We start from the raw sequence: 15,270 nt of genomic DNA on the forward strand, positions 1-15,270 counted from the left end.
CCCGCGCAAGCAAGAACCCTCATTGTAATTCCACCCTACCAAAGGAGCCCAATCCATGAGCCTCTACGGCATTATGCGCACCGGCGTTTCCGGCATGTCTGCGCAGTCCAACAAGCTGTCGACGGTCTCGGACAACATCGCGAACGTCAACACCACCGGCTACAAGCGGGCTTCGACAGAATTCTCCTCGCTGATCCTCAAGAGCGGTTCGGGCAATTACGATTCCGGCGCCGTCGAGACCACCGTCCGTTACGCCATCAGCGACGCCGGACATACGCAGTTCACGACGTCGACGACGGACCTCGCCGTCCAGGGCAACGGCTTCTTCGTGGTCTCGAACGCCGCCAACACGCAGCAGTTCCTGACGCGCGCCGGCTCGTTCGTGCCTGACAGCCAGGGCAATCTGGTCAACGCCGCCGGCTACTACCTCCTCGGTCAGCCCGGCCTCGTGACCAATTTCTCGCAGAACAGCCTGGCCGGCATGCAGATCGTCAACATCGCCCAGGTCTCACAGGTGCCCGTGCCGTCGACGGCGGGGACGCTCACGACCGGCAATCTGGATCCGAAAGCGGCCGTCATCGCCGGTCCGCCCGGCCCGGCGTCTTATTCGTCGAAAAGCTCGATCGTGGCCTACAACAATATCGGCCAGGCCGTGACGCTCGACGTTTATATGTCTCACACCGCGACGGCCGCCGGCTCGGATACCTGGCAGATTCAGGTCTATGACTCCGCGACCGGTACGTCGCTCGCTCCCGCCACCACATTCACCTTCGACACCACGGCGGCCGGCAAGGGCACGCTGGCGGCGGCGAGCCCGACGGGCCTCACCGTGACCGTGCCCGGCGGTGCGCCGCTGACCATGGACCTGTCGAACATGACGCAGGTCGGCACCGACTTCTCCTTCAAGGCGACCGTCAACGGCAGCGTTCCGTCGGCCATCGACAAGGTCGATGTCGACGAGGGCGGGCACGTCACGGCCGTCCTCAAGAACGGACAGCAGCTGACGCTCTACACTCTCATGCTCGCCGATGTCGCGAGCCCCGACAATCTGACTCCCGAGCCGGGGAACGTCTATTCGACCAACGCCAACTCCGGCAATGCGCAGGCTGCGAATGCAGGCACCGGCGGGCTCGGCACGATCCAGTCCGGCGCTCTGGAAGACTCCAACGTCGACCTCGCGGACGAGCTCACCGGGATGATCGAGGCGCAGCGCGGCTTCACTGCGAATTCTAAATCGTTCCAGACCGGCGCCGATCTTCTCGACGTCGTCGTCAACCTGAAGCGCTGAATCCTTCGGCGCTCCTTCCGGGCAAGAGCAAATCATGTCTCTTACTGCTGCTCTCGACTCCGCACGCGCGTCGCTCATGGCGTCGGGCATCCAGTCGTCGACCATCTCGCGCAACATCGCCGGTGCCAGCGCCACCGGCTATTCGCGCAAGATCGCCGTGCTGGACAATCTCCCCGGGGCCGGCGTCTACGTGGCGGCGATCCAGCGCGCCGCCAGCTCGGGTCTCTACAATAACGTCTTGATCGCGACGTCTGCGTCCGCCAAGCAGAATGCGATCCTGGACGGTCTTCAGAAGATATCGGCCTCGACTGTGGACGATCCCGAAGCCGGGCAGTCGCCGACCGCCCAGCTCAACAAGCTGAAGCAGGCGCTCCAGCAATATGCCAACGCCCCGGACAACACCACGCTGGCGCAGGCGGCGGTCACGTCCGCCAAGGACATGGCGACCGCGCTCAACGAGGCCACCAAGACCGTGCAGACGGTACGCGAGGGAGCGGACGCCGACATGGCGACCTCGGTCGCGAATATCAATCAGCTGCTCAGCCAGTTCGACAAGGTCAACACCGCGATCGTGAAGGGAACGATCACCGGTGATGACGTCACCGATTATCTCGACCAGCGCGACACCATCGTCTCGAAGCTGTCGCAGGAGGTCGGCGTCTCGATGACGCTGCGCGCCAACGGCGACGCGGCGCTCTACACCGACAGCGGCGTCGTGCTGTTCGACAAGACGGCGCGCACGGTCAGCTTCGCTGCGACCAACATTTACACGCCCGGGACCACGGGCAATGCGGTCTATATCGACGGTGTCCCGGTCACCGGCGCCAATTCCGTGATGCCGATCAAGACCGGCAAGCTCGCGGGCCTCTCCCAATTGCGCGACAGCGCCACGGTCACGTATCAGAGCCAGCTCGACGAAATCGCACGCGGCCTTGTCGAAGCCTTCAAGGAGGTCGACCAGTCCGGCGCGGCGCTGCCGGACGTGCCCGGCCTTTTCACCTATCCGGGTGCGCCGGCGATGCCCGCGAGCGCCACCGTCTCGGTCGGCCTTGCCGGTTTGATCAGCGTTGCTGCGTCGGTCGATCCGGCGCAGGGCGGCAACCCCAATCTGTTGCGCGATGGCGCGATCAGCGGCAACGTCGCATATCGATACAACACCGCCGGCAACGGCGGCTACTCGACCCGGCTGCAGGAGCTCATCGGCGACATGGATGCGTCGCGTCCGTTCGATGCGACCACGCAAGGCAAGCCGAGCGGCAGCTTGATCGACTTCGCGGCGTCGTCGACGAGCTGGATCGAAAACCAGCGCAAGACCGCGGACGACAACGCCACCTACCAGAACACGCTGCTCGACCGCAGCAACGCGGCGCTGTCGAACGTCAGCGGCGTCAACATGGACGACGAGATGTCCTTGATGCTTCAGGTCGAACGTACCTACTCGGCGTCGTCGAAGATCATCTCGACCGTCGACCAAATGTTGCAGAGTCTGCTGGCTGCCGTGGGGAATTAAGTCATGATGAGCGCCAACTACATCTCGACCTTGATGCTGTCTTCGTCGTTGAGGTCCTCGATCACGAACAATCAGGCCGCGCTGGCCAAGGCTTCGAAGGAAGCCACCACCGGCCGCTTCGCCGATGTTGGCCTCCAGCTTGGTGCCACGACGGGAAGCGACGTCACCCTGCGGGCGGACTTCAGCTTCGCCGACCAGCTCGTCGATACCAACGAGCTCGTCTCGGGACGCCTGGATATTACCCAGAGCCGGATCACCCAGCTTGGCCAGACCGCGACCTCTTTCCTCAAGGATCTGATCGCTGCCCGCAGTACCGATGGCGGCGGGCGGATCATCCTGCCGCCGGCGTCCTCCAACCTCCAGGATCTGATCGGCGCGCTGAACGTCTCCTATAACGGCTCGTTTCTTTTCTCGGGCATCAACACGCAGAACACGCCGATCACGGCTTACACCGCGGGCTCGGCGAGCAAGAACCAGGTCGACGCTGACTTCCTTGCGGCCTTCGGTTTCCCGCAATCTTCGGCGGCCGTGAGCACCATCACCCCGGCCCAGATGCAGACCTTCCTCAACACCACTTTCGATGCGGAGTTCGCGAGCCCGGCCTGGAACACCAATTGGTCATCCGCAACCGACCAGGTCATGCAAAGCCGTATCTCCACGACCGAGGTCGCCGATTCGTCCGTGAGCGCCAACGAACCCGCCTTCCGTAAGCTCGCGGAGGCCTACACCATGATGGCGGATCTCGGAAACGTGAGTCTGGACCAGGCGACGTTCCAGGTGGTCGTGGACAAGGCCATCGGTCTCGTCGGCAACGCCATCACTGACCTAGCCACGCTCGGCGGCAAGATGGGCACAGTCCAGCAGCGGGTCAGCGGCGCCACCGAAAAGCTCAAGGTGCAGCAGGACATTCTGAACAACCAGATCGTCAAGATGGAAGCGGTCGACCCGACCGAGGCTTCGGTCCGGGTCAATACCCTGCAGACCCAGATCCAGACCGCGCTGGCGCTCACCTCGCAGCTCCAGAAGATCAGCTTGGTCAACTACCTCTGAGGCGCGGCTCGTAACCTTTGTCGTATTGTTCGGTCTCCTGCGCAGAGTGATTTTGATGACGTTTGAAGCCTATGAAGCGGTCGTCGACGATAGCGGCAACGAGGCGCGGGGCCGCGAGCGGCAGGCGCTCAGCCTCGGCATCGACCGGCTCGAGCGACTCCAGAAAGGGCGCTTCAACCGCGAGGACCAGGTCGAGAGCCTGCTCTATGTGCGGCGGCTGTGGACGATCTTCATCGAAGATCTCGCGCATCCGGAGAACGGACTTCCCGAGAAGCTGCGCGCCGACATCATCTCGATCGGTCTGTGGGTCGTCAAGGAAGCCGATCGGCTTCGCGAGGAGAGGTCGAACGACGTGATACAGCTCATCGAAATCAACCGCCTGATCCGAGACGCCCTCTGATGAAAGTATCGTTGCGGGCGGGCGAACGGATCTACATCAACGGCGCGGTTCTGCGCGTGGACCGCAAGGTCTCGGTCGAGCTCGTCAACGACGTGATGTTCCTGCTCGAGGGGCAGGTCATGCAGGCCGCGGACGCTACCACGGCGATGCGGCAGCTCTACTTCATCGTCCAGCTCATGCTGATGAACCCGACGGACGTCGCAGCTCCAGCAGGGCTCTATGGCGAGCATCATGCGGCCCTTCTCGCGGTTTGCGAGAGCCGGGAGATGCTCGACGGGCTCGCCGCGATCGACGAGCTGGTCGGGACGACGCGCTATTTCGAGGCGCTCAAGCGGATCCGGGCGCTGTTTCCGGTGGAGGATGCAATCCTGGCCAACCTGGCCGGCGCTGCCACCGAAATCCCATTTCAGGCTGCCTGACAGCGGAGAGGCTACATGAACGTCACCAGCGCGACCGACAGCACCGGCAAGTCCAGTTCGACGAACTCCACCTCGACCACGGCGAGCAACAGCGTCGACTACAATACGTTTCTTCAGCTCCTCGTTGCCGAGATGAAGAACCAGGATCCGACCAACCCGATGGACACCTCGCAATATATGAGCCAGTTCGCCCAGCTCTCGACGGTCGAGCAGGCGATGCAGACCAATACGAAGCTGGATGCGCTGCTGTCCTCGCAATCGCTGTCGCAGGCCAACGGCCTGATCGGTAAGACCGTCAGCTTCACCGACTCGACCGGCGCGAGCTTCAGCGGCAAGGTCGCGTCGGTCTCGATCAACAGCGACGGCTCCATCGCAACCCTCGAGAACGGCACGAAGGTCGCGGTCGGGCCCGGGCTCACGATCAGCCAGTCATGAACGAGCGGGACGCCCTCGACATCGTCCAGGCGGCGATCTGGACCATCATCGTCGCCTCCGGACCCGCCGTTGGCGCCGCGATGCTTGTCGGCACCGCCATTGCGCTGATCCAGGCGCTGACCCAGGTCCAGGAGGTGACGCTGACCTTCGTGCCGAAGATCATCGTCATTCTCCTGGTCGTTGCCGTCTCCGGCTCCTTCATCGGCGCCCACCTCTCCACCTTCACCGAGATGGTCTATTCGCGGATCGAGCACGGCTTCTGATCCGCTACGGCCCGGCCACCACCCCCGCGTAAGCTTTGCGCGGCAGATTGGGGGCGGACCCTCTGCCGGTGACCCATGGCCGATATATTAGCTGCTAGCCTGCCGACCCCGCGACGATTGGGGGCCGACGCCTTTTTCGCCGGCGGCATCGTGGCCATGCTCACGATCCTGTTCCTGCCGATCCCGCCGATCCTGATCGACCTCGGCCTCGCTTTTTCGATCGCGCTGTCCGCGCTGATCCTGATGGTCGCGCTGTGGATCCAGCGGCCGCTCGACTTCTCCGCCTTCCCGACCGTGCTACTGATCGCGACGATCCTGCGGCTGGCGCTCAACGTTGCGACCACCCGTCTGATCCTGTCGCGGGGCGGCGAGGGCGAACAAGCCGCGGGCCACGTCGTTGCCGGCTTCTCGAAGTTCGTCATGGGCGGCGACTTCGTCATCGGTCTGATCATCTTCGCTATCCTGGTGACGGTGAATTTCGTCGTGATCACCAAGGGTGCGACGCGTATCGCCGAAGTCGGCGCCCGCTTCACCCTGGACGCCATCCCGGGCAAGCAGATGGCGATCGACGCCGATCTCTCCGCGGGCCTCATCGACGACAAGGAGGCCCAGCGCCGGCGCCGCGAGCTCGAAGAGGAGAGCGCGTTCTTCGGTGCAATGGACGGTGCTTCGAAATTCGTCCGCGGCGACGCAATCGCCGGCCTGATCATCACCGCGATCAATATCTTCGGCGGCATCATCATCGGCGTGACGCATCACGGGCTGACGCTGGCACGCGCCGCAGACGTCTACACAAAACTCTCCGTCGGCGACGGTCTGGTGTCGCAGATGCCGGCTCTCATCGTGTCGCTGTCGGCGGGCCTGCTGGTCTCGAAGGGCGGCACCAGGGGCTCGGCGGAGCAGGCCGTGCTGCGGCAGCTCGGCGGCTATCCGCGTGCGGTATCCGCGGCCGCACTGATGATGTTCGTGCTCGCCCTGATGCCGGGGCTGCCGATGGCGCCCTTCGTGCTGCTCGGCGGCGTCATGGCCTTCGTCGGCTATTCGCTGCCGAAGCAGCAGGCGGCGCGGGAGCGGAAAGAGGATGCGCGCAAGGCTGACGAGCGCGCCCAGGCCGATGCCAAGGAATCCGTCAAGGAATCGCTCAAGACCGCGGAGATCGAGCTGTCGCTCGGCGGCCATCTGTCGGTCCATCTGCTGGGCTCGCGCACCGAGCTTGCGCACCGGGTCAGCAAGATCCGCAAGAAGTTCGCCAAGCAATACGGCTTCGTCATTCCGGAGATCAAGCTCAGCGACAATCTGTCGATCGATCCCAAGGGCTACCAGATCCGGATCCACGACACGCGTGTCGCCCATGGCGAGCTGCGGCTCGGCGAGGTGCTGGTGCTCGTCGACAAGGACGGCAAGCCCGATGTCCCCGGCGAAGAGGTGATCGAACCCGCTTTCGGCATGAAGGCGCTGTGGGTGACGGAGGCGTTCACCGACGAGGTCAAGCGTCAGGGCTGCAAGCCGGTCGACAATCTGTCGGTGCTGCTCACGCATCTGAGCGAAGTACTCAGGGCAAATCTCGCGCAGCTCCTGTCGTACAAGGACATGCGCGGGCTGCTCGACCGTCTCGATCCCGAATACAAGCGCCTGGTCGAGGATCTCTGCCCGTCGCAGATCTCCTATTCGGGCCTGCTGGCGATCCTGAAGATCCTGCTGGCCGAGCGCGTGTCGATCCGAAACCTCCATCTGATCCTAGAGGCCATTGCCGAGATCGCACCCCATGTGCGGCGCTCCGAGCAGGTCGCAGAGCATGTGCGGACGCGACTTGCCCAGCAGATTTGCGGCGACCTTTCCGACAACGGTGTGCTGAACGTCGTCCGCCTCGGCAATCGCTGGGACCTGGCGTTCCACCAGAGCCTGAAGCGCGACGCCAAGGGCGACGTCATGGAGTTCGACGCCGATCCGCGCCTGATCGAGCAGTTCGCAACCGAAGCCAGCGCCGCGATCCGAAAATTCACCGAGAACGGCACCAGCGTGGTTCTGGCGGTGACCCCGGAAGCCCGCCCCTATGTCCGGATGATCCTGGAGCGGGTGTTCCCGACCTTGCCGATCCTGTCGCATGTCGAGGTCGCGCGCAGCGCCGAAATCAGGGCGCTTGGAGCCATATCGTGATCAACGGCCTTGCCGACAGCGTGCTGGTCACGTTCATCGTGTTCTGCCGCATCGGCGCCTGCCTGATGCTCGTACCCGGCTATTCCAGCGTCAACGTTCCGGCCCAGGTCCGCCTGTTCGTCGCGCTCGTCACGACGTTTGCGCTGACGCCGATCCTGATCGCGGTCCTGAAGCCTCTCACCGACAACGCCGCGCCGCTGACGCTTGCGCTCCTGATCTGCTCCGAGCTCGTGGTCGGCAGCGTCATCGGGCTCGGCGGGCGCGTGTTCTTCCTCGCGCTGCAGACCATGGCGACCGTGATGGCGAGCGCGATCGGGCTGAGCAACATCCCGGGAACGCCGGTCGGCGACACCGATCCGGCGCCGGCCCTGGTACCGCTGATCATGGCAGCCGTCACCACGCTGTTCTTCATGACCGACCAGCATTGGCAGGTCCTGCGCGGGCTGATGAACTCCTACGACGTCTGGCAGCCCGGCAACAGGATCGGCGGCAGCATGGCGCTCGACCAGCTCGTCGGCCGCCTGTCCGAGGCGTTCGTGCTGACGCTGCGGATCACGAGCCCCTTCATTGTCTATTCGGTCATCGTCAATCTGGCGGTCGGCCTGATCAACAAGCTGACTCCGGCGATTCCGGTCTATTTCATCTCGGTGCCCTTTGTGCTGTTCGGCGGCTTCCTGCTGCTCTACCTCACCAGCGACGAGCTCCTGACGCAATTCATGCTCGGCGTCTCGTTGTGGCTGGCGGGGTGATCGGTCATGGCGTCGCGCGCGGACAAGCTCGGCCGGATGGTCTCGCTCGTGAAGCTTCAGCTCCGGCTGTCCGAATGGCAGCTCGCACATCTGCGGCAGCAGGAGCGCAGCTTGCAGGACGAGCAGGAATGGCTGGTAGGAACCCTCAACGAGGGGAAGCCGCCGGCGGGGTCGTCGAGCGAATCGATCGCACGGCGCCTGAACCGGACGAGCGTCGGTGCGCGCGCGGTCCAGGCGCAGGCGTCGCAGCAGCTCGACCAGGTCCGCTCGGAGACCCGGCGTGTGAAACAGCTCGAGCAGGTCGCGAAGGCCGCGCTAGCAGACAAGCTTCGCGACGCGGAAGCGCGCTCGCTCGAGGAGATGACGGGAACAAGCCCCGCCGTGCGCGACTGGACGCCACGGCCAGCCAGCCGGAACAAGACATGATCGTGACAGCGACACCCGACCTCGTTCTCGATGTCCTCGAGGCCGCCGATCCCGTGACGCAGCGGGCGGCGACCGCGAAGCTCGATGCGCTGAAATCGTCGGGCGCCGATTTCGCCGCCACGATGGACGCGGAGGTCGGCAAGGCCAAGGCGGCGACTGCCGATCAATCCGCGGCGCAGATTGCCGAAGCGCAGCAGTCGGGTGCGGTGAACGGGGCGCCGGTCCGGGTGATCAAGGCGCCCGCGTCCGGCGAGGTGTACAGGAAGTTCGAGGCGTTCATTCTCCAGACCTTCGTCGAGACAATGCTGCCGAAGGAGTCGGAGGAAGTCTTCGGCAAGGGCACGGCTGGCGGCGTCTGGAAGTCGATGCTGGCGGAGCAGCTTGGTGCTCAACTGGCAAAGGGCAAAGGCATCGGCATCGCCAAGCAGCTTGCCGCTGCGCATCCGGCGGGGCCTGACGTTACGGGGAAGGCCGGATGACGATCCGGGAATGGGTGACAGAAGTTGAGGGGTGAATTTCCTATGCAGGCACAAGAAGGCGCGGCGGCCCTGGTGGTGGAGCAGCCGATCGTGGACACCGAGGCGATGACGATGGAAACGGCAGCAGGCGATGCGTTGTTGCCCGCGCTGTTGCCGAATGTCGCCAGTGACGTGGTGAACGAGGGCACGGACGCGGCGAGATCGGACGAGGTGCAAGGCCTGTTGTCTGCGATCCGCCGGCTCGAGAACATCGTCGAGGAAGAGACGTTCGCGCTCACGACGGGCAAGAAGATCGATTTCGACGACTTCAGTGCCCGGAAGAGCCGGAGCATGCTCGAATTCGTCCGCCTGATGCGGGCACGGATGCATCTCGGCAGCGAGGTCGAGATCACCGAGGAGATCCAGCGGTTGCGCGAGAAGCTCGAGCGAAACCGTGCCATCCTCGAAATGCACTACGATGCGGTGCGCGAGGTCGCGAGCATCATCGTCAAGGCGATCAAGGATGCCGAGTCGGACGGCACCTATACCGGCCGCGCAACACAGGACGGAAAATGATCAGACTCGTGCTGGCCGGGCTCTGGGTATGCATCCTCACCGCGGGCACGAGCTATGCCGTCGCCTATTGGAAGGAAAACGGCAGCCTGCTGCCGGCGAAGGACGAATATCTCGACGGCCTCCAATACCAGAAGACGCGGGCGCTGAGCGTGCCAATGGTCGAGGGCGGCAATGTGCAGGGCTACATCGTGGCACGCTTCGTCTACACCGTTGAGGCGCGCACCATGCACCAGCTCAACGTCCCGCCGGAGCCGTTCGTCGTCGACGAGGCCTTCCGCAGGATCTATGCCGACGACCGCCTCGATTTCAGGAAGCTCGCCCGTTACGACCTATCCATCCTCACGACGGCCATCAAGCAGCGCGTCAACGAGCGGATGCAGGCCGACGTCGTCCAGGACGTTCTGGTCGAGGACTTCAACTACGTTTCGAAGGAAGAATTCCAGCAGAAGCCGTAGCTGCCGCGGCGCCGGCATCGCGAGGCCGCTGTTTCGCCCTCTCTGCCGCTGAAAATGCAACGGCCTCTGCGAAGGGCACTTCGCAGAGGCCGTTGTCGGTTTCGTGGCGGTGCCCTGCCGCGTCAGTTTCCGGCCGGGTACGCCACCGGCGCGGCATGCGCCCTGTTCAGGAGGATGCCGACCTCGTCGAGTTCCTGCATCGGCACGTCGATGGTCTCGCCGGCCGGGATGTTGAGGCGGTATCCGACGTAGCGCCGGGCCACGATCGCATCGAAGCCGAGGCGGTCGCGGAGTTTCTTGCGCAGCTTGCTGACGTGGCTCTCGATCACGCTCTCGTCGAAGGTCGACTCGAAGATGCCGTAGACCGCGTTGAAGATCTGCGTCTTGGTGATCCACTTGCCGTGGTTGCTGACCATATATTCGAGAATACGCAGCTCGCGGCGGGGCAGGGTGAGAGCGTGGCCCGCGATCTCGGGGTCACGTCCGTTGAAGAAGACCTGGATCCTGGTCTCGCAGGGCCTCGGTAGTTCGCCGACCCGGCGGCGCGCGATTGCGGCCGTTCGGGCGAGGATCTCGCGCAGGTGAATCGGCACGTGGACGACGTCGTCGACGCCCGATTCGAACAGCTCAAGCGTGTTCTTGAGCATCTTCTGGCCGCTCATGGCGATGATGGGCGCCGAGGAACGCTTGCGCATCGCCCGTGGCAGACTTCCGCGGGCGTCGCAGTCCCCGAGGAGGAAGGCGTCGACCGCCGCCAGATCCGGTTCACTCGCAGATTGCAGCCAGTCCCAGAATTCTCCGGAGGAGAAGCCAATCGACGATACACCTTCGCGAACGAGCCCTCCAACGTAGCTGTTCGTGACGCTCTCGCGATCATCAACGATAATATACATTAGTCTGTCGCCCCTGTTTCGCACTTGTTGCGGCCGGAGGGTTGTTGTGATGCCCGGCTCGGCAACCATGCTGTTTGACGATATTTCCATCCCGCGAACCGTTGTTATGGTTTCGATATTCGCGGGCAGCCCTACGCATTCAGTGCCTGCGTGTGCAGGCCTGCTACTTCGACTCGATACTGAACGCTTACTGCGTGAGGCCCGGCGGGTGTCTTACGGATCACCCCGCGGAGCGGATTGAGACGACCTAGAACAGTTGCGCCAAGTTGCTTATCGCGTCCGAACGCACCTGAACTGTGTCGATCTCCTCGCCAACTGGCGAGAATCACTTGAGTAGGACCGTAACAATTGCCGATTTCCGATCAAGCGCGCGCAACAAAGCGATTGCTATGCGTGTTTGATGCTGTTGATTTGTTTCGGGTTGTTTCTTTGTATATCCAATCGCATCAGTTGATTTGATATCCGAACTAGTTTTGCACTGTAGCGTTTCTAAAGTTCCGCATCCCCGTATAATCTCAGCTATTTTGCGTGGTGCTGGGTGTGATGCGCATGGAGGGGTTTTCAACCCGGGATTGACTCTCCTGCTCGTGTTTCCACATGCGACAATTCGACTCATGTACGGCGAGGCGACTCCAGCTTGGCGAAATCTTGGCGAGTGTGTGTCTTTCGAGTCGCACTCTCGCCACGTGCATGACGCTTTTGACTCATGCGACGTCGCATCGTGCGCGGTGAAAAGTTTTCGTTGCGTACGTTTCAGGCAAGCTTCGGCAAATAACTTCACCGTTCGATGGATCGAACCGAACGGAGCATTTTCACATGTTGTCCGATGGACAAGCTCGTCCCAACGCGACCGCTGATGTTTCCGCGGCGGCGAAGCCGGCTCCGGATGCGCGCGATACAAACACGACGCAGGCGGCCAAGCCCGCTGCAAATGCAAAGCGCGTGTCGGCGGCGGCGAACGACGAAACTCTGGCGAAAGAGGCGCTCGAGGGGCTGAAGCGTATTCGTGCCAAGGCGCGCCTCGACAAGATGGCGATACCGAAGCCTGCGCCGACAGTGATGAAGCCGGCCGTGATCGTGGCCAAGCCGCCGCCGCCGCGTCCGACATGGGTCGTGCCGCTCGCAACATTAGCGGTCGCTGCGATCCTGGTGGTCTGCGCCTGCACCGGCGTGATCGCCTATCTCACCACGCAGCCCGCCCAGAGCAACGTTGCCGCCAATACGGAGATCAGGAATCTGCGCGAGACGGTCGCGCAGCTGCGCAAGCAGGTGTCGGGCGTGTCCGAAAATCTCGACGGCCTGCGCACCGCGGTCGATCAGTCGAGCAAGGCGACCAATGATCGCTTCGGCAGGTTCGCCGAGAACCTGGACCGTATCGAGCGGGTGAGCTCGTCCTCGACGGTGAAGCTGGACAAGCTCGCCCAGGCTCAAGCTCAAGCGCCGGCGCCGGCAGCCGTTGCCTCGCAGCCGCCCTTGCAGACGATGCCGATGATGGCCTCGGTTGCCGCGCCGGAGATCACGGGTTCGGTTGCTCCGACGGCGCCGCGCAAGGCGGTCAAGGGTTGGTCGGTCCGCCAGGCCTATGAGGGGATTGCGATCCTGCAAAGTCCGAACGGCGTCATCGAAGCCGTGCTTGGCCAGCAGGTGCCCGGCCTTGGCCGTATCGAAGAAATCAAGAACGAGAACGGCCGTCTGGTGGTGGAGTCCAGCGCTGGCGTCATCTACTCGTCACGCAAGGCGACGCCGTGATCGAGGGCCGCCTCCTACTGGCGATGATGCTCGAAGCTGGTGCATAGTAGATCGACCTCCGCCTCCGCGATCGGCGCGCGAAACAGGCGGCAGCTGAACTCGGCGGCCGCCTTGCCGTCCGTGGCGGTGCGATCTTCACGCAGGAAGATGCATCGCTTGCAAACGTCGGTATGGTGCCGCTGCTCGGCTGCGTCCGCCTGATCGAGCACGTGCCGAAGCGTGTCGCGAAAGCGGAGCTTGGCCTCGTCGTCGAGGACGGCGATCGGCTCGAGGAGCACGCTGATGGGGTCGCGCACCAGGAACTTCTTGCCCTGTTGCGTCACGCTCAGCGTCACCGATCGCTTGTCCGTAGCGGAGCGCTTTCGCTCCAGATATCCGAGCCGCTCTAGTTCGCCGATGATGAAGGAGGCGGTGCCGCGCGTGGTGCCGACGTAGCTTGCGAGCGCCGAGGGCGTCCGCGAGAAACGGTTGGCGCGGGAGAGAAAGCGCAGGGCCATCCATTCGCGGTCGCGCAAGCCATGCTTGGTGCCTTCGAACCACAGGATGCGGGCCATCTGCCCCAACAATTCAATCGCTTCACGAGCTAAAATCATTTCAGTTCCGGGTCGGACAAGCTTTATTCAATTGAGCCTTTGGTAGCGCAATCTGGGTGGACGAGAATGAAGTTCTCGGGCGATTCTTCGTCCGTTGCCGGATGGAGGACCGCGCTCGGGAAGTTGCATCCGTTGTGCAGATGGAACTTCCGGCCGTGGAACTAGAGCGTCACACAGAAAGTTCGAGTAAATCGCACGGCTCAACTCTTCTGAAAATTTCAGTCAAATCACGACAGCTTGCACGTTAATTGACGGTGATATGCGACGCCTGAGCAACATGATGTGTCATAGTCGCCACTGCGGAGCCCATTTATTGCGGCCTGGAGTTGCGAATGCGCAAAAGGGCGCTTCACCGGGAACGCCTGGCGATGTGGCTGGCCGGGAGAGAACCCTCTCTTTCGGTTAATGGATGTTGCGACGCAATGCAGCCAGACGGTTAAGGCCGGCAAACGAGCGAATCCAGGGAAGTCAAAGTGTCGTTGGGAATTGAGCAAGCGGCGCCGTTCAACGTCAAACGAGCAGCATTCGCAGCCACCATCGGCAACATGCTCGAATTCTACGACTTCATTACCTACAGCTTCTTCGCCATCCAGATCGGCCACACCTTCTTCCCGACCGGAAGCGAATACGGCAGCCTGATGCTGTCGCTGGCGACGTTCGGGGCCGGCTTCGTGACGCGGCCGATCGGCGGGATCGTGCTCGGCATTTATTCCGACCGGATCGGCCGTCGGCCTGCCATGCTGCTGAGCTTTGCGTTGATGGGAGCTGCGATCCTGACCATCGCGCTCACGCCGTCCTATCGCATGATCGGCGTCGCCGCGCCCATCATCGTGATTGCGGCGCGCATGGCGCAGGGCTTCGCCCTCGGCGGCGAGGTCGGACCGACCACCGCCTATCTCCTCGAGATTGCCCCGCCCGAGCATCGGGCGCTGGTCGTGGCATGGCAGCCGGCGAGCCAGGAGATCGCGGCGACCGCCGGTGCGCTGGTCGGCGTCATCCTGAGCACGACCATGGCGCCGGAGATGCTGGACTCCTACGGCTGGCGGGTGGCGTTTCTGATCGGGGCCGTCTGCCTGCCGTTCGGGCTCTGGATGCGGCGGACACTGCCCGAGACGATTCCGCATGCCGATGCCGGTGTCGCAGCGAAAGAGCGCTCGGGTCACCTCTCGCAAGCACGGCGTCACCTCGGCATCATCGTGCTGGCCTTGATGATCCTGGCCAGCGGCACGATCTCGACCTATGTCACGCAATACATGACGACCTATGCGCAGAATACCCTGCACGTGTCGTCGACACTGGCTTTCGCCGTGTCGCTCGTCAGCAACGGCATTCAGTTCGTCGGCGCACTGGTCGGCGGATGGCTCGCCGATCGTCTCGGCCGCAAGCCGATCATGATCTGGCCGCAGCTCGCAACCCTCCTGCTCACCTATCCGACCTTCCTGTGGATCGTCCATGCACCGGGCGCGCTGTCGCTCCTGATTGGCTTCGGCGTGCTATCGATCATCGGCTCGCTGCCGTTCACCGCGTTCTATGCGACCTTCACCGAAGCGCTGCCCCAGAACATCCGCGGAGGCGTATTCGCGACAGTCTATGCAGTCGCGATCGCGAGCTTCGGCGGCACGGCGCAGCTCGTGGTCACCTGGCTGCTCCACGTCACCGGCGATCCGCTGGCGCCGGCGTGGTATCTGCTGCTTGCGGCAATCGTCGGACTTGTCGCGATGAGCCTGTTGCCCGAGACGGCGCCGGTGAAACAGCGCGATCAGGCGGCACGCTCGCAGGCTGGTGATTTGCGTTTCACCGGCAACTATCGGCGAATGCGTCGCCTGAAAGATCAGGGCTAGGCATCAGG

At 63.2% G+C, this 15,270-nt stretch carries 17 protein-coding genes; 15 read left to right on the top strand and 2 right to left on the bottom strand.

What is annotated here, in order from left to right; genetic code table 11:
- Positions 1 to 55 precede the first annotated feature (55 nt).
- From JQ627_RS16055 to JQ627_RS16115, 13 genes are all read left to right on the top strand, one after another.
- On the top strand, positions 56 to 1,288 hold the full coding sequence (locus JQ627_RS16055) for a flagellar hook protein FlgE (RefSeq protein ID WP_212485140.1): 1,233 nt from the start codon (positions 56 to 58) through the stop codon (positions 1,286 to 1,288).
- 34 nt (positions 1,289 to 1,322) lie between these two features.
- A complete protein-coding gene (flgK, locus tag JQ627_RS16060; protein ID WP_212485141.1) occupies positions 1,323 to 2,798 on the top strand; it encodes a flagellar hook-associated protein FlgK in 1,476 nt (491 codons plus the stop codon).
- A gap of 3 nt (positions 2,799 to 2,801) precedes the next feature.
- A complete protein-coding gene (locus JQ627_RS16065; protein WP_212485142.1) occupies positions 2,802 to 3,848 on the top strand; it encodes a flagellar hook-associated family protein in 1,047 nt (348 codons plus the stop codon).
- A gap of 55 nt (positions 3,849 to 3,903) precedes the next feature.
- On the top strand, positions 3,904 to 4,248 hold the full coding sequence (gene flaF, locus JQ627_RS16070; RefSeq protein ID WP_212485143.1) for a flagellar biosynthesis regulator FlaF: 345 nt from the start codon (positions 3,904 to 3,906) through the stop codon (positions 4,246 to 4,248).
- Positions 4,248 to 4,667 carry a flagellar biosynthesis repressor FlbT gene (flbT, locus tag JQ627_RS16075; RefSeq protein WP_212485144.1) on the top strand — a complete coding sequence of 140 codons (420 nt, stop codon included), beginning with the start codon at positions 4,248 to 4,250 and terminating at the stop codon, positions 4,665 to 4,667. Before flaF ends, flbT begins: the two co-directional genes overlap by 1 nt.
- Positions 4,668 to 4,682: 15 nt before the next feature.
- Positions 4,683 to 5,102, top strand: coding sequence for a flagellar hook assembly protein FlgD (flgD, locus tag JQ627_RS16080; RefSeq protein WP_212485145.1), 420 nt, complete (start codon positions 4,683 to 4,685; stop codon positions 5,100 to 5,102).
- Entirely contained in the window at positions 5,099 to 5,365 is a 267-nt protein-coding gene (fliQ, locus tag JQ627_RS16085) for a flagellar biosynthesis protein FliQ (RefSeq protein WP_014492683.1), read from the top strand. Before flgD ends, fliQ begins: the two co-directional genes overlap by 4 nt.
- Positions 5,366 to 5,440: 75 nt before the next feature.
- Complete coding sequence (flhA, locus tag JQ627_RS16090; RefSeq protein WP_212485146.1) at positions 5,441 to 7,522, top strand: flagellar biosynthesis protein FlhA; 2,082 nt, start codon at positions 5,441 to 5,443, stop codon at positions 7,520 to 7,522.
- A complete protein-coding gene (gene fliR / locus JQ627_RS16095; RefSeq protein ID WP_212485147.1) occupies positions 7,519 to 8,271 on the top strand; it encodes a flagellar biosynthesis protein FliR in 753 nt (250 codons plus the stop codon). Before flhA ends, fliR begins: the two co-directional genes overlap by 4 nt.
- 6 nt (positions 8,272 to 8,277) lie before the next feature.
- On the top strand, positions 8,278 to 8,697 hold the full coding sequence (locus tag JQ627_RS16100; RefSeq protein ID WP_212485148.1) for a hypothetical protein: 420 nt from the start codon (positions 8,278 to 8,280) through the stop codon (positions 8,695 to 8,697).
- Positions 8,694 to 9,176: a rod-binding protein gene (locus JQ627_RS16105; RefSeq protein WP_212485149.1), complete on the top strand. Its 483-nt coding sequence runs from the start codon at positions 8,694 to 8,696 to the stop codon at positions 9,174 to 9,176. The genes JQ627_RS16100 and JQ627_RS16105 overlap by 4 nt, the downstream gene beginning before the upstream one ends.
- Positions 9,177 to 9,218: 42 nt before the next feature.
- A complete protein-coding gene (locus tag JQ627_RS16110; protein ID WP_212485150.1) occupies positions 9,219 to 9,731 on the top strand; it encodes a flagellar biosynthesis protein FlgN in 513 nt (170 codons plus the stop codon).
- Positions 9,728 to 10,186 (top strand): hypothetical protein, encoded by a 459-nt coding sequence (locus JQ627_RS16115; protein ID WP_212485151.1) that lies wholly within the window; start codon positions 9,728 to 9,730, stop codon positions 10,184 to 10,186. Before JQ627_RS16110 ends, JQ627_RS16115 begins: the two co-directional genes overlap by 4 nt.
- A 122-nt stretch (positions 10,187 to 10,308) precedes the next feature.
- Here the strand turns inward: JQ627_RS16115 and JQ627_RS16120 are convergent, their stop codons facing one another.
- The gene (locus JQ627_RS16120; RefSeq protein ID WP_212485379.1) at positions 10,309 to 11,079 is read right to left on the bottom strand and encodes a response regulator transcription factor; all 771 of its coding nucleotides are present in this window, start codon (positions 11,077 to 11,079) and stop codon (positions 10,309 to 10,311) included.
- An 816-nt stretch (positions 11,080 to 11,895) separates the two neighbouring features.
- Here JQ627_RS16120 and JQ627_RS16125 point away from each other — a divergent pair.
- A complete protein-coding gene (locus JQ627_RS16125; protein ID WP_212485152.1) occupies positions 11,896 to 12,828 on the top strand; it encodes a hypothetical protein in 933 nt (310 codons plus the stop codon).
- Between the two features lie 14 nt (positions 12,829 to 12,842).
- Here JQ627_RS16125 and JQ627_RS16130 read toward each other — a convergent pair whose 3' ends face one another.
- A complete protein-coding gene (locus JQ627_RS16130) occupies positions 12,843 to 13,421 on the bottom strand; it encodes a MarR family winged helix-turn-helix transcriptional regulator (protein WP_212485153.1) in 579 nt (192 codons plus the stop codon).
- 545 nt (positions 13,422 to 13,966) lie between these two features.
- Between JQ627_RS16130 and JQ627_RS16135 the strand changes: the two genes are divergently transcribed.
- Positions 13,967 to 15,262 (top strand): MFS transporter, encoded by a 1,296-nt coding sequence (locus JQ627_RS16135; protein ID WP_249143137.1) that lies wholly within the window; start codon positions 13,967 to 13,969, stop codon positions 15,260 to 15,262.
- Positions 15,263 to 15,270 lie beyond the last annotated feature (8 nt).

The sequence above is a fragment of the Bradyrhizobium liaoningense genome, from assembly GCF_018130785.1.
Classification (GTDB): Bacteria; Pseudomonadota; Alphaproteobacteria; order Rhizobiales; family Xanthobacteraceae; genus Bradyrhizobium; species Bradyrhizobium liaoningense_A.

Bases quoted from the DNA above. Each gene is read 5' to 3' on its own strand.
- fliQ (WP_014492683.1), top strand. From the start codon at position 5,099: ATGAACGAGCGGGACGCCCTCGACATCGTCCAGGCGGCGATCTGGACC.
- JQ627_RS16120 (WP_212485379.1), bottom strand. From the start codon at position 11,079: ATGTATATTATCGTTGATGATCGCGAGAGCGTCACGAACAGCTACGTT.
- JQ627_RS16065 (WP_212485142.1), top strand. From the start codon at position 2,802: ATGATGAGCGCCAACTACATCTCGACCTTGATGCTGTCTTCGTCGTTG.
- flaF (WP_212485143.1), top strand. From the start codon at position 3,904: ATGACGTTTGAAGCCTATGAAGCGGTCGTCGACGATAGCGGCAACGAG.
- JQ627_RS16055 (WP_212485140.1), top strand. From the start codon at position 56: ATGAGCCTCTACGGCATTATGCGCACCGGCGTTTCCGGCATGTCTGCG.
- flbT (WP_212485144.1), top strand. From the start codon at position 4,248: ATGAAAGTATCGTTGCGGGCGGGCGAACGGATCTACATCAACGGCGCG.
- JQ627_RS16100 (WP_212485148.1), top strand. From the start codon at position 8,278: ATGGCGTCGCGCGCGGACAAGCTCGGCCGGATGGTCTCGCTCGTGAAG.
- flhA (WP_212485146.1), top strand. From the start codon at position 5,441: ATGGCCGATATATTAGCTGCTAGCCTGCCGACCCCGCGACGATTGGGG.
- JQ627_RS16135 (WP_249143137.1), top strand. From the start codon at position 13,967: ATGCTCGAATTCTACGACTTCATTACCTACAGCTTCTTCGCCATCCAG.
- JQ627_RS16125 (WP_212485152.1), top strand. From the start codon at position 11,896: ATGTTGTCCGATGGACAAGCTCGTCCCAACGCGACCGCTGATGTTTCC.
- JQ627_RS16115 (WP_212485151.1), top strand. From the start codon at position 9,728: ATGATCAGACTCGTGCTGGCCGGGCTCTGGGTATGCATCCTCACCGCG.
- flgD (WP_212485145.1), top strand. From the start codon at position 4,683: ATGAACGTCACCAGCGCGACCGACAGCACCGGCAAGTCCAGTTCGACG.
- flgK (WP_212485141.1), top strand. From the start codon at position 1,323: ATGTCTCTTACTGCTGCTCTCGACTCCGCACGCGCGTCGCTCATGGCG.
- JQ627_RS16105 (WP_212485149.1), top strand. From the start codon at position 8,694: ATGATCGTGACAGCGACACCCGACCTCGTTCTCGATGTCCTCGAGGCC.
- JQ627_RS16130 (WP_212485153.1), bottom strand. From the start codon at position 13,421: ATGATTTTAGCTCGTGAAGCGATTGAATTGTTGGGGCAGATGGCCCGC.
- JQ627_RS16110 (WP_212485150.1), top strand. From the start codon at position 9,219: ATGCAGGCACAAGAAGGCGCGGCGGCCCTGGTGGTGGAGCAGCCGATC.